This window comes from Serratia sp. LSHTC3, assembly GCF_057197125.1.
Genome location: NZ_JBXUNP010000012.1, coordinates 1 through 22,237, shown reverse-complemented (window position 1 = coordinate 22,237; position 22,237 = coordinate 1). Strand labels below are relative to the sequence as shown.

The following is a 22,237-nucleotide window of genomic DNA, read 5'->3' as shown; positions in this document are numbered from 1 at the left end:
GTGGGTACCCAACAGGTTTAACTCCGACAGGAGCCAATCCGTGAAAGACTTATTGAAGTTTCTGAAAGCGCAAACTAAGACCGAAGAGTTTGATGCGATCAAGATTGCTCTGGCCTCGCCAGACATGATCCGTTCGTGGTCGTTCGGTGAAGTTAAGAAGCCGGAAACCATTAACTACCGTACGTTCAAACCTGAGCGTGACGGCCTTTTCTGCGCCCGTATCTTCGGGCCGGTAAAAGATTACGAGTGCCTGTGCGGTAAGTACAAGCGCTTGAAACACCGCGGCGTGATCTGTGAGAAGTGCGGCGTTGAAGTGACCCAGACCAAAGTGCGCCGTGAGCGCATGGGCCACATCGAGCTGGCTTCCCCGACTGCGCACATCTGGTTCCTGAAATCGCTGCCATCCCGCATCGGTTTGCTGCTGGATATGCCGCTGCGTGACATCGAACGCGTACTGTACTTCGAATCCTATGTGGTGGTCGAAGGTGGTATGACCAACCTCGAGCGCCGTCAGATCCTGACTGAAGAGCAGTATCTGGACGCGCTGGAAGAGTTCGGTGACGAATTCGACGCCAAGATGGGTGCGGAAGCCATTCAGGCCCTGTTGAAAAACATGGATCTGGAAGCCGAGTGCGAGCAGCTGCGTGAAGAGCTGAACGAAACCAACTCCGAAACCAAGCGCAAGAAGCTGACCAAGCGTATCAAGCTGCTGGAAGCGTTCGTACAGTCCGGTAACAAGCCGGAGTGGATGATCCTGACCGTGCTGCCGGTGCTGCCGCCGGATCTGCGTCCGCTGGTTCCGCTGGATGGCGGTCGTTTCGCGACGTCGGATCTGAACGATCTGTATCGCCGCGTGATCAACCGTAACAACCGTCTGAAACGCCTGCTGGATCTGGCTGCGCCTGACATCATCGTGCGCAACGAAAAGCGTATGCTGCAAGAAGCGGTAGACGCCCTGCTGGATAACGGCCGTCGCGGTCGTGCCATCACCGGTTCCAACAAACGTCCTCTGAAATCTTTGGCCGACATGATCAAAGGTAAGCAGGGTCGTTTCCGTCAGAACCTGCTCGGTAAACGCGTTGACTACTCCGGCCGTTCCGTAATCACCGTAGGTCCATACCTGCGTCTGCATCAGTGCGGTCTGCCTAAAAAGATGGCGCTGGAGCTGTTCAAACCGTTCATCTACGGCAAGTTGGAGCTGCGTGGCCTGGCCACCACCATCAAAGCCGCCAAGAAAATGGTTGAGCGTGAAGAAGCCGTTGTTTGGGATATCCTGGACGAAGTGATCCGCGAACACCCGGTACTGCTGAACCGTGCACCAACCCTGCACCGTTTGGGTATCCAGGCGTTTGAACCGGTTCTGATCGAAGGTAAAGCGATCCAGCTGCACCCGCTGGTTTGTGCGGCCTATAACGCCGACTTCGATGGTGACCAGATGGCTGTTCACGTACCGCTGACGCTGGAAGCCCAGCTGGAAGCGCGTGCGCTGATGATGTCCACCAACAACATCCTGTCCCCAGCGAACGGCGAGCCAATCATCGTTCCTTCTCAGGACGTTGTACTGGGTCTGTACTACATGACCCGCGACTGTGTTAACGCCAAAGGCGAAGGCATGGTGCTGAACGGTTCCAAAGAAGCTGAGCGCGTTTACCGCGCAGGCCTGGCGTCTCTGCATGCACGCGTTAAAGTGCGTATCACCGAAGACGTCAAGAACGCCGAAGGCGAATGGACTTCTCAGACCAGCATCATCGACACCACCATCGGCCGCGCCATCCTGTGGATGATCGTACCGAAAGGTCTGCCGTACGCGATCGTTAACCAGCCTTTGGGCAAGAAAGCGATCTCCAAGATGCTGAACACCTGTTACCGCATCCTGGGCCTGAAGCCGACCGTAATCTTTGCTGACCAGATCATGTACACCGGTTTTGCTTACGCAGCCCGTTCCGGCGCTTCCGTAGGTATCGACGACATGGTTATCCCGGCCAAGAAAGCGGAGATCATCGAAGAAGCGGAAACCGAAGTTGCCGAGATCCAGGAGCAGTTCCAGTCTGGTCTGGTTACCGCCGGCGAACGCTACAACAAAGTGATCGATATCTGGGCTGCAGCGAACGAACGCGTTGCGAAAGCGATGATGGAAAACCTGTCGGTAGAAGACGTGGTTAACCGTGACGGCGAAGTGGAACAGCAAGTTTCCTTCAACAGCATCTTTATGATGGCCGACTCCGGTGCGCGTGGTTCCGCCGCTCAGATTCGTCAGCTGGCCGGTATGCGTGGTCTGATGGCGAAGCCGGACGGCTCCATCATCGAAACGCCAATCACCGCGAACTTCCGTGAAGGTCTGAACGTACTCCAGTACTTCATCTCCACCCACGGTGCTCGTAAAGGTCTGGCGGATACCGCACTGAAAACCGCGAACTCCGGTTATCTGACACGTCGTCTGGTTGACGTGGCGCAGGACCTGGTGGTGACCGAAGACGACTGTGGCACCCACGACGGCATCCTGATGACTCCGGTTATCGAAGGTGGCGACGTGAAAGAGCCGCTGCGTGAACGCGTTCTGGGCCGTGTGACGGCAGAAGACGTCCTCAAGCCGGGTACGGCGGACATTCTGGTGCCACGCAACACCCTGCTGAACGAGAAGGCGTGTGACCTGTTGGAAGAGAACTCTGTCGACAGCGTTAAAGTCCGTTCCGTGGTGAGCTGTGAAACCGACTTCGGTGTGTGTGCTAACTGCTATGGTCGCGACCTGGCACGTGGCCACATCATCAACAAAGGCGAAGCCATCGGCGTTATCGCGGCACAGTCCATCGGTGAGCCGGGTACACAGCTGACGATGCGTACGTTCCACATCGGTGGTGCGGCATCTCGTGCGGCTGCTGAATCCAGCATTCAGGTGAAAAACAAGGGTAGCATCAAGCTGAGCAACGCGAAGTTCGTTATGAACGCCGCAGGCAAGCTGGTGATCACCTCGCGTAACACCGAACTGAAACTGATCGACGAATTCGGCCGTACCAAAGAAAGCTACAAGGTGCCTTACGGCGCCGTGATGGGCAAAGGCGACGGTGAAGAAGTTAACGGCGGCGAAACCGTCGCTAACTGGGATCCGCACACCATGCCGGTCATCAGTGAAGTCAGCGGCTTCATTCGCTTCGCCGACATGGTCGACGGCCAGACGATTACTCGTCAGACCGACGAACTGACCGGTTTGTCTTCTCTGGTTGTTCTGGACAGCGCAGAGCGTACCGGTAGCGGTAAAGACCTGCGTCCGGCACTGAAAATCGTTGACGCTCAGGGCGAAGACGTATTGATCCCAGGTACTGATATGCCTGCTCAATACTTCCTGCCGGGCAAAGCGATCGTTCAGCTGGAAGACGGCATTCAGATCGGTGCGGGTGATACCCTGGCGCGTATTCCTCAGGAATCCGGCGGTACCAAGGATATTACCGGTGGTCTGCCGCGCGTTGCCGACCTGTTCGAAGCGCGTCGTCCGAAAGAGCCGGCAATCCTGGCTGAAATCAGCGGGATTATCTCGTTCGGTAAAGAGACCAAAGGCAAACGTCGCCTGGTGATCTCTCCGCTGGACGGCAGCGACGCTTACGAAGAGATGATTCCGAAATGGCGTCAGCTCAACGTGTTCGAAGGCGAAGTGGTGGAACGTGGCGACGTCGTTTCCGACGGCCCAGAGTCTCCGCACGACATTCTGCGTCTGCGTGGCGTGCATGCGGTTACCCGCTACATCACCAACGAAGTGCAGGAAGTTTACCGTCTGCAAGGCGTTAAGATTAACGATAAGCACATCGAAGTTATCGTTCGTCAGATGCTGCGTAAAGGCACCATCGTTAGCGCTGGTGGCTCCGAGTTCCTGGAAGGCGAGCAGGCTGAAGTGTCTCGCGTCAAGATTGCCAACCGTCAGCTGGAAGCTGAAGGTAAAATCGCGGCAACCTTCTCGCGCGATCTGCTGGGTATCACCAAGGCATCCTTGGCGACCGAGTCCTTCATCTCCGCCGCATCGTTCCAGGAAACGACGCGCGTTCTGACCGAAGCTGCCGTAGCCGGCAAGCGTGATGAACTGCGTGGCCTGAAAGAGAACGTCATCGTGGGCCGTCTGATCCCAGCCGGTACCGGTTACGCTTATCATCAGGATCGCATGCGTCGTCGTGCTCAGGGTGAAGCGCCGGTTGTTCCGCAAGTCAGCGCGGAAGAAGCGACCGCGAACCTGGCCGAGCTGCTCAACGCAGGCCTGGGCGGCAGCGACGACGAGTAATCGTCATCCGCGCCGCGGGCCCGGCATGCCGGGCCCATTGCCAGATAAACCGCTCCCTAGGGGGCGGTTTTTTTTCGCCTCATGCCGGGGCAGAGCAAACTTTGCTACTATGGTTACAGCAGAAATTGACCGGCGCTTTTACCAGACAACCAAGGACAGTGCGAACATGGACAGCCTCATTACCTTCGAAAAATTGACGGCACAACACCTGCCTTACCTGTATGAGATCCGCTTTTCCGTTGAAGAAAACCTGCTGCATCCGCATCAGATCCAGTATCTGCAGCGCAGGCAGGCGCTGGAGGACATCAACCAGGGCGGCGGCTGGATCTGCAAGCATGGCGACGACTATGCCGGCGTTGGCTTCGGGTTATTCATCCCTGAACCGCTGATCGGCGGCCTGTTCGTGAAGCCGGAATACCAGTCGAAGGGGATCGGCTCCGCCTTGTTGGCGCGAGTCACCGCCTGGATGTTTGAGCGCGGCGCCGAAGCGATCCACTTAACCACCGATCCGGGCTCCAAAGCCGAAGGCTTTTATCAACATCACGGCTGGGCCGTGGTCGGGCAGGATGAGTTCGGCCAGGCCGAACTGGTGAAACGCAAAGAGGGTGAATAATGACAATCAAAGGATTGATGACGTTACTGCTGCTTTCGCTGTTCAGCGCACCGCTGTATGCGGCCGTTGACTATTTTTACCTGAAACCGCTCGATGGTGAGAAGATCAAGATAACCAGGCAGATGCTGGAGGCGATGCCGCATCACACGATTAAAACCTCGACCAATTTCACCCCGGAAGATACGTTCACCGGCGTTGAGCTTGCAGAGTTAGTGAAAGCCTACCACCTGAAAGGCCAGTCGGTGCGCGCTTTCGCCTGGGATGATTACTCCTATTCGATGCCGATTGACGAGATGATTAAATACCGTGTGATCGTCGCCTACCAGCGCGGCGGCAAGCCGATCGACGTTGGTGAGCTGGGGCCGTTCGCCATTATTTATCCGCGCGATGGTTATGCCGAGCTGAATAACCTGGATGTGAATGCGAAAACCGTCTGGCAAGTGAAACGGTTGGAGCTGAAATAAGATGAGCAAAAAACTGATCGGTACTCTTATCGCGTTGGTTGCCATCTTCTCCTTATTGATTTTGTTGATTGCCATTAACTTCGGCGGCGTAAAAGAGCGCTATAAGCAGATCGAGCCCAATCTGGACAACTACTCGGTGGCCGAGATCCTGTTTCTGGCGTTTGAAAGGACCAAAATCGCGCTGTTGCTCAGTGAAAACAACGACTACGACGCCTTCCAGATCAAAAAGAAAATCTTCTACTCGAAGATTCAGATCCTGGAGAGCCGTTCGACCTTCAGCGACTCTTTTTATTACGACGACGAGTTCATCAAAAATGTTGCGCTGCTGAAGCAGCAGTATCGCACGTTGGACGATCTTTCTGCCGGCTTGCTGGTGGGGCTGAAAAACAAGGCGGACATTCTCTCTTATATGGATGATATCGAGGGTACGCTGGTCGATATCCAGGAAATTATTTATCGGATACAGATTAAAAACTTTACCGAAGTGAAAGGCATCATCCAGGACAACTCGAGTAAAGCCGAGATGTTCGCCCTCTTTTCGCTGATTTTAGTGTTCCTGATGATGTTCCTGGTGCTGAGAAACGCCTTCTCGTTGAAAGAGATCATCAAGAACAAGAACATCTTTATCTCTTCCATCTACCACGAGATCGCCGGCTCGACCCAGGCCATCGTCATTGCCGCGGATATCATGGAACATGAGCTGGCGCAGGAAGAGTTGAAAAAAGAAGCCCGCCTGATCTCCTATCACGGTAACAAGATCGCCGAACAAACGCGCGAGGTGATGGATTATTCTCGGCTTGAGATGGGAGAAGTTAAAATCAATATTTCCACCTTCCGGCTGAATGAGGTGGTGGACGATGCCGTAACCGGCATCGGCGCCGGGCGAGGCAATCGCCTCGTGATCCACCGTTCGTCTTATGCCGGCCTGATTGGTTCTGATAAATACAAGCTCTACCGAATATTGGCCAACCTGCTCAGCAACGCGGATAAGTTTACCCACCACGGCGCGATCGCCCTCAATGTGAAGGTGTGTCACGGCAATCTGTATTTACGGGTAAAAGACACCGGCATCGGGTTTAACGTCGATAATCTGGATCGGTTATATAAGGCGTTCAATCAGGGGGTAGAAAGGGAGACGCGGCAGGGATTAGGGCTGGGGCTGACCATTATCAAAAATTACGTCACGACGATGAAAGGCACCATCAAGGTCAAATCCGTCGAAGGGGGGGGCTCATCGTTTTTGATCCGCATTCCGGTCAAACTAATTAAAGAATAGGTTCGACAGCAATAGCGAAGAGATAATCAGCGGCTTGGTCGGTTTTTCCACCAGGTGCACGTCATAGTGCAGGATCATATCGCCGATGTTTTTCTCGTAGTGATTCAGCTGGCCGGTCAGAATGATGATGCGGGCGTGCGGATCGAGGGCGTCTTTAATTTTCTTCACCACGCGTTCGGAAGTCTCGCCGAAGTCCAACAGCCAGTCCAAAATAAACGCCTCAAAGGACTGCTGCTCCAGCGCGGCCAGCATGGCGTCCGCCGTCTGAAAGGTCTCGGTCTCGATGCCGTAGCGGCTGGCGATCTTCTTCAACAGTTCGAGAATATCGCCGTCATTATCCAGGATCGCGATGCGCGGGGCCGGCAGAAAGTCTATCTTGTTGACTTTATACAGCGGGGCATCGGCTGCATATTCCCGATTGGTGTTGATGATGAAAAGATCGTCCTTTTTGTAGGCGTAAGTTTCGTCGTTGTCCGCTTGCGTGACCGGGCGCTCGTCGGCCTCAATGTTACAGCGCTTGTGAATGCTGTTCATGATAAACACGCCGTTATGTGTTCTTTGGCCGGCAAACGGCTCGTTGAAGTACTGGAAAACCTTTTTGACTTCATCGAGGGTGATGCCCCTTTTGCCATCCAGCTTCTGTTTGGCGCTGTTGTACTGAAGGTTCAGTATGTTGGCCATCGTGGAGGCATGTTTTCTGTCGCCAACTCCTTTCAGAGTGAGCAACGCGCTGATTGCATCGATGTAATTTGGCGTTTTCTTCATGACAACCTTGGCTTTTTTGATGTTAACCGCGAGCGTTGGAAAACCTGCGTGAGGACCCGTGCTGGATTATAGATGAAGCCTCGGTTATTGCGGTGATATCAGTTTGATTTTCCTTGGCAAACTCAAAACACACTCGATGGCAAATAAAAAAACACTCAAAAGACATTCACATTTAGCCGTTTATGTGGTTAATTAGCGCACATACTGTGTGATTCGCGTCCTGGGGGGGTGCCAGTCTCACAAAATAAACCGCCTGCTCTTGTCCGTAAGCAGGGAGCAGGCGGCAAAAAGATCCGCGGCCGACACCAGGGCCATTGGCAGCACCGGGGATGGCTACTCGAACCCCTCTTCGTCGCTGTACCTTCTTTTTTCCTCTTTCCCCACTTTTCTGCCGCAATAGCGTCCTATGAGTCTCACCGCTGAGTGAGTGCCGAGCACCGTTATGCCACAGTCCTTTAGCCGACAAGGCACCTGCCCGTACACCCTTACAGGCCGCGATACGCCATATGCGCGTTGCTGCGGAGAGGGCCCGGAGTCGCGCAAGAGAATCTCCGGCGCGATCCGGGATGGGATAAGGCGGGGCCATCGAGAGGGTAACGGCCCCGGCCGGCGCCGGGTTTGGCGGCCGGCAAGGTCACTATAATCGGCGCGTTTGTGGGCGCCAGCACCACCGTTCGGCATTGCGCGACCGCTCCAGCGTTTTCTTCACACGGCGGTAAACGTTGCCGTTTATTGCGCGCCGCGTCCCAGATAACCGTCCCAGTCTTTCCACACCGGCTGCAGCCCGGCGTTGCTGATGGCCTCGGCGACCTGCTGCGGCGTGCGGCCGTCGTGCGGCTCGAACTGTTCCAGCTCAGGCGGCACGTCGTCGGCATAGCCGCCGGGTTGCGTCTTGGATCCGGCGCTGACGCTGTTGATCGCCACCGGGATCATATGATCGCGGAAGTACGGCGATTCACGCGTAGACAGCGACAGCTCGACATCCGGCGCGAACAGCCGGAAGGCGCAGATCAGCTGCACCAGCTGAGGCTCGCTCATGATAGACGCCGGTTCAATGCCGCCGGCGCAGGGGCGCAGGCGTGGAAACGAGATCGAGTAACGGCTCTGCCAGTAGGTTTGCTGCAGGTAGAAGAGATGTTCCGCCAGCAGGTAGCAGTCGGTGCGCCAGCTGTTGGACAGGCCGATCAACGCGCCGAGGCCGATCTTGTCGATCCCGGCGCGCCCCAGGCGATCCGGCGTGGCCAGGCGCCAATGGAAATCCTGCTTCTGGCCGCGCAGGTGGTGCTGCAGATAGGTGGCAGGATGGTAGGTTTCCTGATACACCAGCACGCCGTCCAGGCCCAGCGTTTTCAGTTCGGCGTACTCTTCTTGCGCCAGCGGCTGCACTTCCATCATCAGCGAGCTGAAGTGGCGGCGGATCGCCGGAATGTGCCGGCGGAAATAGTCCATGCCGACCTTGGTCTGATGTTCGCCGGTGACCAGCAACAGATGCTCGAACCCCAACGCCTGGATGGCTGCGCATTCGCGGGCGATCTCCGCCGCATCCAGCGTTTTGCGCTTGATGCGGTTGCTCATCGAAAAGCCGCAGTAGGTACAGTCGTTGGCGCACAGGTTAGAGAGGTACAGCGGCACATAGAAACTGACGACGTTGCCGAATCGCTGACGGGTCAGCTGCTGCGCGCGCTGCGCCAGCGGTTCCAGATACGGCGCGGCGGCGGGGGAGATCAGCGCCATAAAGTCGTCGCGCGTCAGCTTGTCGGCGTTCAACGCGCGTTCCACGTCGCGCGCGGTTTTGCCGTTGATGCGCAGCGTAATGTCGTCCCAATCCAGCTGTTGCCAGCGGCTACTGAAATCGTCGGCCATCACTGTGCCTCCTCTGGCTGGCTGAGGAAGGCGGTCAGCGGGCTCGAGGCGACCGCACCGCGCTGGCTCGCGCCTAACCCGGCGCTGCGCGCCAATTCGCCGGCCTCCAGCGCCAGGCGAAACGCCCGCGCCATTTGCACCGGATCGCGCGCCACGGCGATGGCGGTATTCACCAGCACCGCGTCGGCACCCAGCTCCATCGCTTCCAGCGCATGGCTCGGCGCGCCGATGCCGGCGTCGACCACCACCGGCACCTTGGCCTGTTCGATGATGATCTCGAGGAAGTCGCGGGTGCGCAGACCGCGGTTGGAACCGATAGGGGCGCCGAGCGGCATCACCGCCGCGCAGCCCGCCTCTTCCAGCCGTTTGCACAGCACCGGATCGGCGCCGCAGTAGGGCAGCACCACAAAACCGTCTTTCACCAGCGTTTCCGCCGCCTTCAGCGTTTCTATCGGATCCGGCAGCAGGTATTTCACATCGGGGTGGATCTCCAGCTTCACCCAGTGGGTGCCGAGCGCTTCACGCGCCAGCCGGGCGGCGAATACCGCTTCGGCGGCCGTTTTGGCGCCGGAGGTATTGGGCAACAGCCTGACGCCCAACTGTTGCAGCGGCGCCAAAATGGCGTCGTTGCCGCCGCGCAGATCGACGCGCTTCATGGCCATGGTCACCAGCTGTGAGCCGGAGGCCGCCAGCGCCTCCAACATCAGCGCCGGGGTGGCGAACTTGCCGGTGCCGGTGAACAGGCGCGAGGTAAAAGTGGTATCGGCGATTTTCAGCATGTCAGCCTCCGGCGATCGCTTGAAACAGCAAAATGTCGTCACCGTCCTGCACCTGATGGTCGGCCCAGTCGGCGCGCGGGATGATGGTTTGGTTGATCGCCAGCGCGGTACCCGGCTGGTGGCGTTCCAGCTGGGCCAGCAGGGCGGCGACGCTGAGCGGCTGCGCCAGCTCCAGCGGTTGGTCGTTTAAACGGATCTTCATGCCGCGCCTCCGCATACCGGGCAGGCACGGGCCTGGCTCAGTTGCAGCGTGCTCCAGCTCTGCTGCTTGCCGTCGAACAGCCGCAGTTTACCGCTGAGGGAAGAAGGCATGCCGGCCAGCATCTTGATGGCCTCCAGCGCTTGCAGGGTGCCGATCACGCCCACCACCGGACCGAGTACCCCGGCGGTGCGGCAGTTGCGCTGCGGCTCTTCCTGCTCCGGGTACAGGCAGGCGTAGCAGCCGTGCGCATAGGGCGGCTCGAGCACCAGCAGCTGGCCGCTGAAGCCGACCGCGCTGCCGCTGATCAGCGGCTTGGCGGCGGCGATGCAGGCGGCATTGACCTCATGGCGGGTCGCCATATTGTCGCAGCAGTCCAGCACCAGATCGGCGCGTGCGACCGCGTCGCGCAGCGCTTGCCCTTGCAGCCGCTGCGCCAGCGGGATGGATTCCACCAACGGGTTCAGCGCCTGCAGGTGGCGTTGCGCCAGCGCCGCCTTGCCGGTGGCGGTATCGGCGCTGCGGTAGAGGATTTGCCGCTGCAGGTTGGTGACGTGCAGCTGGTCGTCGTCGGCCAGCAGCAGCGTGCCGACGCCGGCGGCGGCCAGATACAGCGAAGCCGGGGAACCGAGCCCACCTAAACCGACGATCAGCACCGTGGCGCGCTTGAGTCTCTCCTGGCCTTCCGGGCCGACGTCCTCCAGCAGCAGCTGGCGGCTGTAGCGCAGGAATTCCTGATCGTTAAGCATCGTTCGGATCCTCGCCTTCGATCAGCCGCAGCAGCTCGGTCGTCGCCGCGCGCCAGTCCGGTGCCTGGGTGATGGCGCTGACCACCGCCACGCTGCCGACGCCGCACGCCAGCACCGCCGGCACGCGATCGATACTGATCCCGCCGATCGCCACCGTCGGGTAATCCGCCAAACCGGCGATGTGGCGTTTCAACTCCGCCAGCCCCTGTGGCGCCGAAGGCATGTCTTTGGTCTGAGTGGGGAAGATGTGCCCCAACGCGATGTAGGACGGTTTCACCGCCAGCGCGCGCGCCAGTTCGGCGTCGTCATGGGTGGAGACCCCCAGCCGCAGCCCGGCGCGGTGAATGGCCGCCAGATCGGTGGTATCGAGATCTTCCTGGCCCAGATGTACGCCGTAGGCGCCGTGCTTGATCGCCAGCCGCCAGTAGTCGTTGATGAACAGCCGCGCCTGATAACGCCGGCCCAGCGCGATGGCGGCAGCGATATCCTCTTCGACCTGCTCATCCGGCAGGTCCTTGATGCGCAGCTGGATGGTGGTGACGCCGGCCTCCAGCAGGCGAGCGATCCATTCCACGCTGTCGACGACCGGGTAAAGCCCCAGTTTGTGAGGCGTTGCCGGGAAGGGGGTCGTGATATCAGTCATTGCTGGTCTCCTCCTGCAAATTGCCGGCGCTGTGATACAGCTCGCTGCCGCGGGCGCGGAACTCGGCGGACATTTTCTCCATGCCGGTCAGCTGCACCTCGATCGGTTTGGCGGCCTCTTGGGCGGCGGCGTAGTCGCGCACCTCTTGTGAAATCTTCATCGAGCAGAATTTCGGCCCGCACATCGAGCAGAAGTGGGCGATCTTGCCGGATTCCTGCGGCAGGGTTTCGTCGTGATAGGCGCGCGCGGTGGCCGGATCGAGCGCCAGATTGAACTGATCTTCCCAACGGAATTCGAAGCGCGCCTTGGACATGGCGTTATCGCGGATCTGCGCGCCCGGATGGCCTTTGGCCAGATCGGCGGCGTGAGCGGCGATCTTGTAGGTGATCAGGCCCTGTTTGACGTCCTCTTTGTTCGGCAGGCCGAGGTGCTCTTTCGGCGTGACGTAACACAGCATGGCGCAGCCGAACCAGCCGATCATCGCCGCGCCGATGCCGGAGGTGAAATGGTCATAGCCCGGGGCGATATCGGTGGTCAGCGGGCCGAGGGTGTAGAATGGCGCTTCGTGGCAGTGTTCCAGCTCTTCGGTCATGTTGCGGCGGATCATCTGCATCGGCACGTGGCCTGGGCCCTCGATCATCACCTGCACGTCGTATTCCCAGGCGATTTTGGTCAGCTCGCCCAGCGTATGCAGTTCGGCGAACTGGGCTTCGTCGTTGGCGTCCTGAATTGAGCCGGGGCGCAGGCCGTCGCCGAGCGACAGCGAAACGTCGTAGGCGGCGCAGATCTCGCAGATTTCACGGAAGTGCTGATAGAGGAAGTTTTCCTGATGGTGCGACAGACACCATTTGGCCATGATCGAGCCGCCGCGCGACACGATGCCGGTCAGGCGTTTGGCGGTCATCGGCACGTAGCGCAGCAGCACGCCGGCGTGGATGGTGAAGTAGTCGACCCCTTGTTCCGCCTGTTCCAGCAGCGTATCGCGGAACATCTCCCAGGTGAGGTTTTCCGCCACGCCGTTGACCTTCTCCAGCGCCTGGTAGATCGGCACGGTGCCGATGGGCACCGGGCTGTTGCGCAGGATCCATTCGCGGGTTTCGTGAATGTAGCGGCCGGTGGAGAGATCCATCACGGTGTCTGCGCCCCAGCGGGTGGCCCACACCAGCTTCTCCACCTCTTCTTCGATCGACGATGTGACCGCCGAGTTGCCGATATTGGCGTTCACCTTCACCAGGAAATTGCGGCCGATGATCATCGGCTCCGCCTCCGGGTGGTTGATATTGGCGGGAATGATAGCGCGGCCGGCGGCCACTTCCTGGCGCACGAACTCCGGCGTGATGTTGTCCGGCAGGTTGGCGCCCCAGCCCTGGCCCGAATGCTGGTGGCGCAGCACCTCGCCGCGAATGCGTTCGCGCCCCATGTTTTCGCGGATGGCGATGAACTCCATCTCCGGGGTGACGATGCCGGCGCGGGCATAGTGCAGTTGGGTCACGCACTTGCCCGGTAACGCCTTGCGCGGCAACGGCAGGTGTTCGAAACGCAGGTGATCGAGGCCTTCGTCCGCCAGCCGCTGTTGGGTGAAGCCGGAGCTGGCGCCGCTCAGGGTGGCGGTATCGCCGCGCGCGTCGATCCAGCCTGCGCGCAGCTTGGTCAGGCCCGCGTGCACGTCGAGCTCGGCCTGTGGATCGCCGTACGGGCCGGCGGTGTCATACACCGGGATCGCCTCGTTGGGTTCATACTGCGGGCTATCTTTGCTGCCGCCGATCAGGGTCGGGCTGAGCTGAATTTCGCGCATCGGCACCTGGATATCGCGGCGCGAACCCTGCAGGTAGATGCGGCGTGAGTTTGGGAAAGCCATGCCTTGCAGGGTGTCGATAAACTGCTGGGCGGCTTCGCGTTGCGCCTTACGGGCGCGCGGTGGATTAACGTTAGACATAGCAAGTTCCTACCAGTGTGTTGGGTTGGGAAAGTTGCTTGTCTGGAGCTCGGAGGGAGTAATGATGGTGGCCGATAAGGCAGGGCACCCGCAAGGGGAAGGCCGTGTCTGTGGCGATAGATTACTCTTGTTCCCTTCGCGGGTATTAACCCGATCAGGTTCCGCGGATCCCGAATTAACGGTCTCAGCCTGGCTGATTCGATGAACAAATCAGGCGCTAGGCACTCCGACAAGATGCCCCCCAGTATAGGAGGGATAAGAAAAAAAACTATAAAATTTTAACGCGCCGGATCCAGCGCCTGGTCCGGCAGCGGTTGCTGCGTGGCTTCCGCTTCCAGCAGGATCAGCTTATCTTCCAGCGCAAAGCGCGCCGCCAGCGTTTCGCCGATATCCGACAAGGCCTGGTGGAATTCCAGACAAACCTCCTGATCGATATCCACTTCGGTATAGCGATCGTGGAACGCCATGATCTGTTCGGTATTGGCCCACAGCTTGGGGTAGATGTTCACCGCCAGCGACATTTTCGGACTGGCTGCGCCTTCCACTTGTTTGATAATTCTGTCATAGATATGAAAATGCCCTGCGGAGAGGTAATCCACCAGGTTATGGCAAAAGTTCTCCAGCGCTTTTTCATTCAGCGGCGTATGCTTTTCTTTATTCGGTTTGAGGCCTACCAGCGTGCAGTAGGCGACCAGCAACTGCTTGCGGGCCTGAAGCCATTGATCAACTAATTCATTACTACCGCCAACGCGCTGAGTCAGCCTTTCCAAACGGTTGAGCATGTTTGACTCCGTGTAAGTAACAAAAGTAACCGGTAAGTTATTAAAATGTAACAAAGCCGATTTGTAGAGTGCCAGTGAAGCTGAGGTTGTGCAACAACGATATGGAACTTGCATTAACGGGCAATGAAAACGGCTGGTGGATCGTCAGCCATGAAAGCAAACTTTGGTTACCGAACGGTGAATTGCCGTCGGGGACCGCCGCCGCCTTCGGCCTGCAGGGCCACATGGCGCGCGTCATCGGTGAGTGGGAGGGCGCGCCGGTCTGGCTGGTGCGCCAGGCGATGCCGCGGGAGATGGGGTCGGTGCGTCAGTTGTTGGATCAGGATCGTGGTCTGTTCCAGCTGGCCGGGCGCGGCGTGCAGTTGGCGGATTTCTACCGCTCCCATCGCTATTGCGGCTACTGCGGCCATGAGATGCACCTCAGCCGCACCGAAAGCGCCTGCCTGTGCGGCCATTGCAAGGAGCGCTACTACCCGCAGATCGCGCCCTGCGTGATCGTCGCCATTCGGCGCGACGATCAGATCCTGCTGGCGCAGCACGTGCGCCATCGCGGCGGCATTCACACGGTGCTGGCCGGTTTCGTTGAAGTGGGCGAAACGCTGGAGCAAGCGGTAGCGCGCGAAGTGATGGAAGAGAGCAATATTGAAATCAAGAACCTGCGCTACGTCACGTCACAACCCTGGCCGTTTCCGCACTCGCTGATGATGGCCTTTATGGCCGATTACCACCAGGGTGAGATTCGTCACGATCCCAAGGAGCTGCTCAATGCCGGCTGGTATCGTTACGACCAACTGCCGTTGTTGCCGCCGCCCGGCACCGTGGCGCGCCGCTTGATTGAGGACACCGTGGCGCTGTGCCGGGCAGAATAATGTACAATGGCCGGCAGATTATTAAGGGAGCCCCATAAATGACTGAGTTGAAGAACGATCGTTACCTGCGCGCGCTGTTGCGTCAGCCGGTGGATGTGACCCCCGTATGGATGATGCGCCAGGCCGGTCGTTATTTACCGGAGTATAAGGCGACTCGCGCCCAGGCCGGTGATTTCATGTCGCTGTGCAAGAACGCGGAGCTGGCCTGCGAGGTTACGCTGCAGCCGCTGCGCCGCTACGCGCTGGACGCCGCCATCCTGTTCTCCGACATTCTCACCATTCCCGACGCCATGGGGCTCGGCCTGTACTTTGAAGCCGGCGAAGGCCCGCGTTTCAGCTCCCCCGTCACCTGCCGCGCCGACGTCGACAAACTGCCGGCGTTCGATCCGGAAGTGGAGCTGGGCTATGTGATGAACGCGGTGCGCACCATCCGCCGCGAGCTGAAGGGCGAAGTGCCGCTGATCGGCTTTTCCGGCAGCCCGTGGACGCTGGCTACCTATATGGTTGAGGGCGGCAGCAGCAAGGCCTTCACCAAGCTGAAGAAGATGATGTATGCCGAGCCGGCCACGCTGCACCTGTTGCTGGACAAGCTGGCGGACAGCGTGATCCTTTACCTCAATGCCCAGATCAAGGCCGGCGCGCAGTCGGTGATGGTGTTCGACACCTGGGGCGGCGTGCTGACCGGGCGCGATTACCGCGAGTTCTCTTTGCACTACATGCACAAGATCGTCGATGGCTTGCTGCGTGAAAACGACGGCCGCCGCGTGCCGGTAACGCTGTTCACCAAAGGCGGCGGGCAGTGGCTGGAGGCGATGGCCGCCACCGGCTGCGATGCGCTGGGGCTGGACTGGACCACCGACATCGCCGACGCGCGCCGTCGCGTAGGCGACAAAGTGGCGCTGCAGGGCAATATGGATCCGTCGATGCTTTATGCTTCTCCGGCGCGCATCGCGGAAGAAGTGGAGACCATTCTGGCCGGTTTCGGCCACGGCAACGGTCATGTGTTCAACCTGGGCCACGGCATCCATCAGGATGTGCCGCCGGAGCACGCCGGGGCCTTCGTCGAGGCGGTACACGCGCAGTCGGCGAAATACCACCGTTAAGGATCCGATGTGACCGATATGGCGGCTCTGCGCGCCGAACAGCTGCGGCGCGCCGCTGAAGTCATTCGCTACGACGAGCTGCCGGCCGAACCGCCGGCGTTCATCGCCGGCGCCGATGTGGGCTTCGAGCAAGAGGGCGCGGTGACGCGCGCCGCCATCGCCATCCTGCGCTATCCGTCGCTGGAGCTGGTGGAGTATCAGGTGGCGCGCATCGCCACCGTCATGCCTTATATCCCGGGTTTCCTGTCGTTTCGCGAATACCCGGCGCTGTTGGCCGCCTGGGCGCAGCTGCGGCAAAAACCGGGGCTGATCTTCGTCGATGGGCACGGCGTTTCACATCCGCGGCGCCTCGGCGTCGCCAGCCATTTCGGCCTGCTGGTCGATGTGCCGACCATCGGCGTGGCCAAGAAGCGCCTGTGCGGCAAATTCGCGCCGCTGGACGCCGCCGTCGGCGCGCTGTCGCCGTTGGAAGATAAGGGAGAACAGCTGGGCTGGGTATGGCGTAGCAAGGCGCGTTGCAACCCGCTGTTCATCTCTACCGGTCACCGCGTGGGCGCCGACAGCGCGCTGGCGTGGGTGCAGCGCTGCATGGCGGGCTACCGTTTGCCGGAGCCGACCCGTTGGGCCGACGCCATCGCTTCGCGCCGTCCGGCGTTTCAGCGGTGGTTGCAGCAGCATCCGGAGGTGTCGCCATGAGCGATTTCGGGTACACTGCGCCGCAGATAACGCGTAAGAGAGTAAAGCATGCTACGTAACCCGATTCATTTACGTCTGGAACGGCTCGAGGGCTGGCAACATTTGACCTTTATGGCCAGTTTGTGCGAGCGTATGTACCCGAATTACCAGATGTTCTGCAAACAGACCGAGTTCGGCGATCCGGCGGTTTATCGCCGCATTCTGGATTTGGTGTGGGAAACGCTGGTGGTGAAGGATGCCAAGGTCAACTTCGACAGCCAGCTCGAGAAGTTGGAAGAGGCGATTCCGTCGGCGGAAGATTACGATCTTTACGGCGTTTACCCGGCAATTGATGCCTGTATCGCATTAGGGGAACTGATCCATTCGCGGCTCGGCGGGGAGACGCTGGAGCACGCCATCGCCATCAGCGAAACATCGATTCGTACCGTGGCGATGTTGGAAATGACCCAAGCCGGTAAGGAAATGACCGACGAAGAGTTGGAAAGTTTGCCTGCGGTAGAGGAAGAATGGGACATTCAATGGGAAATTTTCCGCCTGTTGGACGCCTGTGAAGAGCGCGACATAGACCTGATCAAGGGGCTGCGATCCGACCTGCGGGAGGCCGGTGTCAGCAACATCGGGATAAATTTAGCGCAATAAGGCAACAAAACGTGATTTAACGCCTGATTTGTCATGCCTTAAGGCTTCACATCCGCACCCTGTCTGGTCTACATTTGGGGGGCGTAAAAAAAGTGGCTATCGGTGCGTGTATGCAGGAGAGTGCTGTCAATCGGCATATCCGTCGCACTCGATGCTTTGCAAACGATAAACACACTGTAAGGATAACTTATGAACAAGACTCAACTGATTGATGTAATCGCGGACAAGGCTGACCTTTCCAAAGCACAAGCTAAACTGGCTCTGGAATCCACCCTGGCTGCAATTACTGAGTCTCTGAAAGAAGGTGATGCAGTACAATTGGTTGGCTTCGGTACTTTCAAAGTAAACCATCGTAGCGAGCGCACTGGCCGCAACCCACAGACTGGCAAAGAAATCAAAATCGCAGCAGCCAACGTGCCTGCGTTCGTTTCTGGCAAAGCACTGAAAGACGCCGTTAAATAAGACCGCGCCTCGGTGAAAAGATTAAACAGGGGGGCGATGGCGCCCCTTTTGTTTACTCGTCGGGCGCTCATGGCCGTTGGCATCGCCGTCGGCCTGAGCGCCTGCAGTTTCCATTCCGATATCCCCAGCTTTACCGCCAGCGGCTTCGTGGCCGATCAGGGCGTGATACGTCTGTGGCGTAAAGACGATGAGCAACATCGTCCGCAAGTGTTGGTCAGCGTTTACAGCCCTTACCGCGGCCCGGGTACCATTACCACGCTGTACACCTATCAGGGCGACGTGCTGCGCCAAATCAAACGTAACGACGCCGACGGCGATCGAGATTCCATTCAACTGCGCTTTGCCGACGATGGCACGGTGAGTTTTATGCAGCGCCAGCTGGCGACACGCCGCGAACCGCTGACCCGCGATGAAATCGCCCTGTATCAATATCAGGCGCGACGGATCCTCGAAGTGAGCAATGCGCTGCGCGCCGGCAAGGTCAAATTGCTGCAGGGGCGTTGGATGCAGGGCGAGGTGCAAACCTGCGACGGGCAGCGCTTAAAACCCGGGTTGGATGCCTCCGCCATCGCCTGGATCGAAAAACGCGCCCGCAGCAGCAGCCGGCCGGTGAGCGTCGCCTGGCTGGAAGCGCCCGAAGGCAGCGAGCTGCTGCTGGTGGCGAACGACGATTTCTGCAGCTGGGAACCGAAAGAAGACCAGCTATAAAAAAGGCCCCGCACTGCGGAGCCTCTGGTCATTATCATGAAAGGTCAAATTATTTGCCGCGCGCAATCGCGCGATAACCGATATCTTTGCGGCAGAAGCTGCCTGGCCACTGAATGCCTTCCGCCAACTGATAGGCGCGTTGCTGCGCCTGCGCCACGGTATCGCCCAGCGCCGTCACGCACAGCACGCGGCCGCCGCTGGTGACGACGTCATCGCCCTGCAAGCGTGTGCCGGCGTGGAAGACCTTACCGTCGGCGCTTTCCTGCTGCGGTAGCCCCTGGATCACCTCGCCGTTGCGATAGTCACCCGGATAACCGCCGGCTGCCAGCACCACGCCAAGGGCAGGGCGTTCGTCCCAATCAGAGCTCTTCTCGTTCAGACGGCCTTCGGCGCCCGCCAGACACAGTTCCACCAGATCGGAGCGCAGGCGTAGCATGATCGGCTGAGTTTCCGGATCGCCAAAACGGCAGTTGAATTCGATCACCTTCGGCTGGCCGTCGGCGGAGATCATCAGGCCGGCGTACAGGAAGCCGACGTAGGTGTTGCCTTCCGCCGCCATGCCGCGCACCGTCGGCCAGATCACCTGATCCATGGCGCGCCGGTGGATTTCGTCGGTCACGACCGGCGCCGGAGAATAGGCACCCATGCCGCCGGTGTTCGGGCCGGTGTCACCGTCGCCGACGCGTTTGTGGTCCTGGCTGGTAGCCATCGGCACCACGTTCTCGCCGTCGACCATCACGATGAAGCTGGCTTCTTCGCCGTCGAGGAACTCTTCCACCACGATGCGATGGCCGGCGTCGCCGAAGGCATTGCCGGCCAACATGTCGCGCACCGCCTCTTCCGCTTCCTGCAGCGTCATCGCGACGATTACGCCCTTACCGGCCGCCAGGCCATCGGCCTTGATGACGATCGGCGCGCCTTTGCGGCGCACGTAGGCCAGCGCCGGCTCCACCTCGGTGAAGTTTTCATATTCGGCGGTCGGAATGCGGTGGCGCGCCAGGAAATCCTTGGTGAAGGCTTTGGAGCCTTCGAGCTGTGCGGCGGCCTGTGACGGGCCGAAAATTTTCAGACCGGCGGCCTGGAAGGCGTCGACCACGCCAATCACCAGCGGCGCTTCCGGCCCGACGATGGTCAGACCGATGTCATGGCTCTGGGCGAAAGCGACCAGGGCGGGGATGTCGGTGGCGGCGATCGCCACGTTTTCCAGATTGGCTTCCAGCGCGGTGCCGGCATTGCCCGGCGCAACATAGACTTTATCCGCCAGCGGAGACTGGGCGGCTTTCCAGGCCAGCGCGTGCTCGCGCCCGCCGTTGCCGATAATCAAAATGTTCATCAGAAGCTCCACGAATGGCGTGCGCCGGAGCGCACGCGGCAAAAGGAATTAATGGCGGAAGTGACGCATGTCGGTGAAGATCATCGCGATGCCGTGTTCGTTGGCGGCGGCGATCACTTCGTCGTCGCGGATCGAACCACCCGGCTGGATCACGCAGGTGATGCCAACCGCCGCTGCGGCGTCGATGCCGTCGCGGAACGGGAAGAAGGCGTCGGAGGCCATGGCGGAGCCTTTCACTTCCAGCCCTTCGTCGCCCGCTTTGATGCCGGCGATCTTGGCGGAGTAAACGCGGCTCATCTGGCCGGCGCCTATGCCGATGGTCATGTTGTCACGCGCATAAACGATGGCGTTGGATTTCACGAACTTGGCCACTTTCCAGCAGAACAGCGCGTCACGCAGTTCCTGTTCGGTCGGCTGGCGCTCTGATACCACGCGCAGATCGCCGGCGGTCACCATGCCCAGATCGCGATCCTGCACCAGCAGCCCGCCGTTGACACGTTTGAAATCCAGCCCCGCCACGCGTTGCTGCCACTGGCCGCAGGCCAGCACGCGCACGTTCTGTTTGGCGGCCAGCAGGGAGCGCGCTTCCTGGGTGACGTTTGGCGCGATGATCACTTCCACGAACTGGCGGCTGATGATCGCCTGCGCGGTGGCGGCGTCCAGCTCGCGGTTAAAGGCGATGATGCCGCCGAAGGCGGAGGTCGGGTCGGTTTGGTAAGCGCGCTCGTAGGCGGCCAGAATGTCGTCGCCGATCGCCACGCCGCAAGGGTTGGCGTGCTTGACGATCACGCAGGCCGGTTCGTCGAACTCTTTCACGCATTCCAGCGCGGCGTCGGTATCGGCGATGTTGTTATAGGACAGCGCTTTGCCCTGCAGCTGTTCGGCGGTCGCGACAGAAGCTTCCTTTACTTCTTCCTCTATATAGAAGGCGGCCTGCTGGTGGCTGTTTTCACCGTAGCGCATATCCTGCTTCTTGATGTAGTTGAGGTTCAGGGTGCGCGGGAAGCGGCCGGACGGCTGTTCGGTCTCGCCGTGGTACGCCGGCACCAGCGAGCCGAAGTAGTTGGCGATCATGCTGTCGTAGGCGGCGGTGTGTTCAAAGGCCTTGATGGCGAGATCGAAGCGGGTGGCATAGCGCAGCGAGCCGTCGTTGTTGTCCATCTCGGTAATGATGGCGGCGTAGTCGCTGCTCTTCACCACGATGGCGACGTCTTTATGGTTCTTGGCGGCGGAGCGCACCATGGTCGGGCCGCCGATATCGATATTTTCGACCGCGTCTTCCAGCGAGCAATCCGGGCGCGCCACGGTTTGGGCGAACGGGTACAGATTGACGACCACCATGTCGATAGGCTTGATGTCATGCTGATTCATGACAGCGTCGTCCTGGCCGCGGCGGCCGAGAATGCCGCCGTGGACTTTCGGGTGCAGGGTCTTAACTCGTCCGTCCATCATCTCCGGGAAGCCGGTGTAGTCGGAAACTTCGGTAACGGGCAGACCGGCGTCTGCCAGCAGACGGGCGGTGCCGCCGGTGGACAGCAGTTCAACGCCGCGCTGGGAAAGCGCTTCGGCGAATTCAACGATACCGGTTTTGTCAGACACGCTGAGCAGGGCCCGGCGGATTGGACGAGGTTGTTGCATGGTTTTATCCCTTGGCTTTGAGTCGCAATTAAAGAGCGTTACGTGAATGTCCACCTCGTTCTGTCTATAAAGCGCAGTTTTTTGCCTTATAAAGGGAGGGTCAGGCACATATTCAGGTAACGCCCCCATAAAAAGGGGGATCGTTTCGTCGCGGGGAATTGTAGCGAAAACGTTTGCGTGGCGCTCGTAAATTTTCCGTACAAATCGCATCTGTGGATAACACTGTGCGCAAGTGGGTATAAAGCGGGGTTTTGCTGTGGAATGCAGCGAACGATCGTTTTTGCTGAAAATACCTGTTGCGGCCTGCGAGGAACTCCCTATAATGCGCCTCCATCGACACGGAACATGTGAACAACTTCACAGAGTATCCGGGGGTCGCAGAGAAAAAATCCTGAAAATTAGGGTTGACTCTGAAAGAGGAAAGCGTAATATACGCCACCTCGAGTTAGCAAGCGA

The 22,237-nt window shown here is 59.2% G+C and carries 20 protein-coding genes and 1 riboswitch; of the genes, 10 read left to right on the top strand and 10 right to left on the bottom strand.

Annotated elements, in window-relative coordinates:
- The first annotated feature begins 40 nt into the window (after window positions 1–40).
- The 4 genes from rpoC to AC2CGI_RS23675 all read left to right on the top strand — a co-directional run bounded on the left by rpoC (window position 41) and on the right by AC2CGI_RS23675 (window position 6,617).
- Window positions 41–4,264 carry a DNA-directed RNA polymerase subunit beta' gene (gene rpoC, locus AC2CGI_RS23690; protein ID WP_004929899.1) on the top strand — a complete coding sequence of 1,408 codons (4,224 nt, stop codon included), beginning with the start codon at window positions 41–43 and terminating at the stop codon, window positions 4,262–4,264.
- A 166-nt stretch (window positions 4,265–4,430) separates the two neighbouring features.
- Window positions 4,431–4,877 (top strand): GNAT family N-acetyltransferase, encoded by a 447-nt coding sequence (locus tag AC2CGI_RS23685; RefSeq protein ID WP_016929429.1) that lies wholly within the window; start codon window positions 4,431–4,433, stop codon window positions 4,875–4,877.
- Window positions 4,877–5,341 carry a putative pterin-binding protein gene (locus AC2CGI_RS23680; RefSeq protein ID WP_076740205.1) on the top strand — a complete coding sequence of 155 codons (465 nt, stop codon included), beginning with the start codon at window positions 4,877–4,879 and terminating at the stop codon, window positions 5,339–5,341. Before AC2CGI_RS23685 ends, AC2CGI_RS23680 begins: the two co-directional genes overlap by 1 nt.
- 1 nt (window position 5,342) lies before the next feature.
- Window positions 5,343–6,617 carry a sensor histidine kinase gene (locus AC2CGI_RS23675; protein WP_044030296.1) on the top strand — a complete coding sequence of 425 codons (1,275 nt, stop codon included), beginning with the start codon at window positions 5,343–5,345 and terminating at the stop codon, window positions 6,615–6,617.
- Here the strand turns inward: AC2CGI_RS23675 and AC2CGI_RS23670 are convergent.
- The 8 genes from AC2CGI_RS23670 to AC2CGI_RS23635 form a co-directional block, all read right to left on the bottom strand.
- On the bottom strand, window positions 6,603–7,382 hold the full coding sequence (locus tag AC2CGI_RS23670) for a helix-turn-helix domain-containing protein (protein ID WP_015376320.1): 780 nt from the start codon (window positions 7,380–7,382) through the stop codon (window positions 6,603–6,605). The genes AC2CGI_RS23675 and AC2CGI_RS23670 overlap by 15 nt on opposite strands.
- Before the next feature lie 729 nt (window positions 7,383–8,111).
- On the bottom strand, window positions 8,112–9,245 hold the full coding sequence (thiH, locus tag AC2CGI_RS23665) for a 2-iminoacetate synthase ThiH (RefSeq protein ID WP_076740206.1): 1,134 nt from the start codon (window positions 9,243–9,245) through the stop codon (window positions 8,112–8,114).
- Entirely contained in the window at window positions 9,245–10,024 is a 780-nt protein-coding gene (locus AC2CGI_RS23660) for a thiazole synthase (RefSeq protein ID WP_021505237.1), read from the bottom strand. Before AC2CGI_RS23660 ends, thiH begins: the two co-directional genes overlap by 1 nt.
- Window position 10,025: 1 nt before the next feature.
- Window positions 10,026–10,226 (bottom strand): sulfur carrier protein ThiS, encoded by a 201-nt coding sequence (gene thiS / locus AC2CGI_RS23655; protein WP_004929884.1) that lies wholly within the window; start codon window positions 10,224–10,226, stop codon window positions 10,026–10,028.
- Window positions 10,223–10,972, bottom strand: coding sequence for a HesA/MoeB/ThiF family protein (locus AC2CGI_RS23650; RefSeq protein ID WP_015376324.1), 750 nt, complete (start codon window positions 10,970–10,972; stop codon window positions 10,223–10,225). The genes thiS and AC2CGI_RS23650 overlap by 4 nt, the downstream gene beginning before the upstream one ends.
- Entirely contained in the window at window positions 10,965–11,615 is a 651-nt protein-coding gene (gene thiE / locus AC2CGI_RS23645) for a thiamine phosphate synthase (protein WP_021505238.1), read from the bottom strand. Before thiE ends, AC2CGI_RS23650 begins: the two co-directional genes overlap by 8 nt.
- Window positions 11,608–13,551, bottom strand: coding sequence for a phosphomethylpyrimidine synthase ThiC (thiC, locus tag AC2CGI_RS23640; RefSeq protein WP_076740207.1), 1,944 nt, complete (start codon window positions 13,549–13,551; stop codon window positions 11,608–11,610). The genes thiE and thiC overlap by 8 nt, the downstream gene beginning before the upstream one ends.
- A 114-nt stretch (window positions 13,552–13,665) precedes the next feature.
- Window positions 13,666–13,790, bottom strand: a riboswitch (TPP riboswitch).
- Window positions 13,791–13,829: 39 nt separating this feature from the next.
- Complete coding sequence (locus AC2CGI_RS23635; RefSeq protein WP_004929879.1) at window positions 13,830–14,333, bottom strand: Rsd/AlgQ family anti-sigma factor; 504 nt, start codon at window positions 14,331–14,333, stop codon at window positions 13,830–13,832.
- A 101-nt stretch (window positions 14,334–14,434) separates the two neighbouring features.
- Here AC2CGI_RS23635 and nudC point away from each other — a divergent pair, with 101 nt between their 5' ends.
- The 6 genes from nudC to AC2CGI_RS23605 all read left to right on the top strand — a co-directional run bounded on the left by nudC (window position 14,435) and on the right by AC2CGI_RS23605 (window position 18,810).
- On the top strand, window positions 14,435–15,202 hold the full coding sequence (gene nudC / locus AC2CGI_RS23630; RefSeq protein WP_076740209.1) for an NAD(+) diphosphatase: 768 nt from the start codon (window positions 14,435–14,437) through the stop codon (window positions 15,200–15,202).
- A 38-nt stretch (window positions 15,203–15,240) separates the two neighbouring features.
- Entirely contained in the window at window positions 15,241–16,305 is a 1,065-nt protein-coding gene (hemE, locus tag AC2CGI_RS23625) for a uroporphyrinogen decarboxylase (protein WP_049241902.1), read from the top strand.
- A 9-nt stretch (window positions 16,306–16,314) separates the two neighbouring features.
- The gene (gene nfi, locus AC2CGI_RS23620; RefSeq protein WP_076740208.1) at window positions 16,315–17,001 is read left to right on the top strand and encodes a deoxyribonuclease V; all 687 of its coding nucleotides are present in this window, start codon (window positions 16,315–16,317) and stop codon (window positions 16,999–17,001) included.
- A 48-nt stretch (window positions 17,002–17,049) separates the two neighbouring features.
- Window positions 17,050–17,640: a YjaG family protein gene (locus AC2CGI_RS23615; protein WP_004929875.1), complete on the top strand. Its 591-nt coding sequence runs from the start codon at window positions 17,050–17,052 to the stop codon at window positions 17,638–17,640.
- A 189-nt stretch (window positions 17,641–17,829) separates the two neighbouring features.
- Window positions 17,830–18,102 (top strand): nucleoid-associated protein HU-alpha, encoded by a 273-nt coding sequence (gene hupA / locus AC2CGI_RS23610; protein WP_004929874.1) that lies wholly within the window; start codon window positions 17,830–17,832, stop codon window positions 18,100–18,102.
- A 36-nt stretch (window positions 18,103–18,138) separates the two neighbouring features.
- Window positions 18,139–18,810, top strand: a complete 672-nt coding sequence (locus tag AC2CGI_RS23605; RefSeq protein WP_015376330.1) for a DUF1481 domain-containing protein — start codon at window positions 18,139–18,141, stop codon at window positions 18,808–18,810.
- Window positions 18,811–18,859: 49 nt separating this feature from the next.
- Here the strand turns inward: AC2CGI_RS23605 and purD are convergent, their stop codons facing one another.
- Complete coding sequence (gene purD / locus AC2CGI_RS23600; RefSeq protein WP_004929872.1) at window positions 18,860–20,143, bottom strand: phosphoribosylamine--glycine ligase; 1,284 nt, start codon at window positions 20,141–20,143, stop codon at window positions 18,860–18,862.
- A gap of 48 nt (window positions 20,144–20,191) precedes the next feature.
- Complete coding sequence (purH, locus tag AC2CGI_RS23595; RefSeq protein WP_130054980.1) at window positions 20,192–21,781, bottom strand: bifunctional phosphoribosylaminoimidazolecarboxamide formyltransferase/IMP cyclohydrolase; 1,590 nt, start codon at window positions 21,779–21,781, stop codon at window positions 20,192–20,194.
- Window positions 21,782–22,237: the final 456 nt, after the last annotated feature.

Coding starts and splice junctions, on each gene's coding strand:
- thiC (WP_076740207.1), bottom strand. CDS start 13,551: ATGTCTAACGTTAATCCACCGCGCGCCCGTAAGGCGCAACGCGAAGCC.
- nudC (WP_076740209.1), top strand. CDS start 14,435: ATGGAACTTGCATTAACGGGCAATGAAAACGGCTGGTGGATCGTCAGC.
- purD (WP_004929872.1), bottom strand. CDS start 20,143: ATGAACATTTTGATTATCGGCAACGGCGGGCGCGAGCACGCGCTGGCC.
- thiS (WP_004929884.1), bottom strand. CDS start 10,226: ATGAAGATCCGTTTAAACGACCAACCGCTGGAGCTGGCGCAGCCGCTC.
- thiE (WP_021505238.1), bottom strand. CDS start 11,615: ATGACTGATATCACGACCCCCTTCCCGGCAACGCCTCACAAACTGGGG.
- hupA (WP_004929874.1), top strand. CDS start 17,830: ATGAACAAGACTCAACTGATTGATGTAATCGCGGACAAGGCTGACCTT.
- AC2CGI_RS23605 (WP_015376330.1), top strand. CDS start 18,139: ATGGCGCCCCTTTTGTTTACTCGTCGGGCGCTCATGGCCGTTGGCATC.
- AC2CGI_RS23660 (WP_021505237.1), bottom strand. CDS start 10,024: ATGCTGAAAATCGCCGATACCACTTTTACCTCGCGCCTGTTCACCGGC.
- hemE (WP_049241902.1), top strand. CDS start 15,241: ATGACTGAGTTGAAGAACGATCGTTACCTGCGCGCGCTGTTGCGTCAG.
- AC2CGI_RS23675 (WP_044030296.1), top strand. CDS start 5,343: ATGAGCAAAAAACTGATCGGTACTCTTATCGCGTTGGTTGCCATCTTC.
- AC2CGI_RS23685 (WP_016929429.1), top strand. CDS start 4,431: ATGGACAGCCTCATTACCTTCGAAAAATTGACGGCACAACACCTGCCT.
- AC2CGI_RS23670 (WP_015376320.1), bottom strand. CDS start 7,382: ATGAAGAAAACGCCAAATTACATCGATGCAATCAGCGCGTTGCTCACT.
- AC2CGI_RS23680 (WP_076740205.1), top strand. CDS start 4,877: ATGACAATCAAAGGATTGATGACGTTACTGCTGCTTTCGCTGTTCAGC.
- purH (WP_130054980.1), bottom strand. CDS start 21,781: ATGCAACAACCTCGTCCAATCCGCCGGGCCCTGCTCAGCGTGTCTGAC.
- AC2CGI_RS23615 (WP_004929875.1), top strand. CDS start 17,050: ATGCTACGTAACCCGATTCATTTACGTCTGGAACGGCTCGAGGGCTGG.
- AC2CGI_RS23650 (WP_015376324.1), bottom strand. CDS start 10,972: ATGCTTAACGATCAGGAATTCCTGCGCTACAGCCGCCAGCTGCTGCTG.
- thiH (WP_076740206.1), bottom strand. CDS start 9,245: ATGGCCGACGATTTCAGTAGCCGCTGGCAACAGCTGGATTGGGACGAC.
- AC2CGI_RS23635 (WP_004929879.1), bottom strand. CDS start 14,333: ATGCTCAACCGTTTGGAAAGGCTGACTCAGCGCGTTGGCGGTAGTAAT.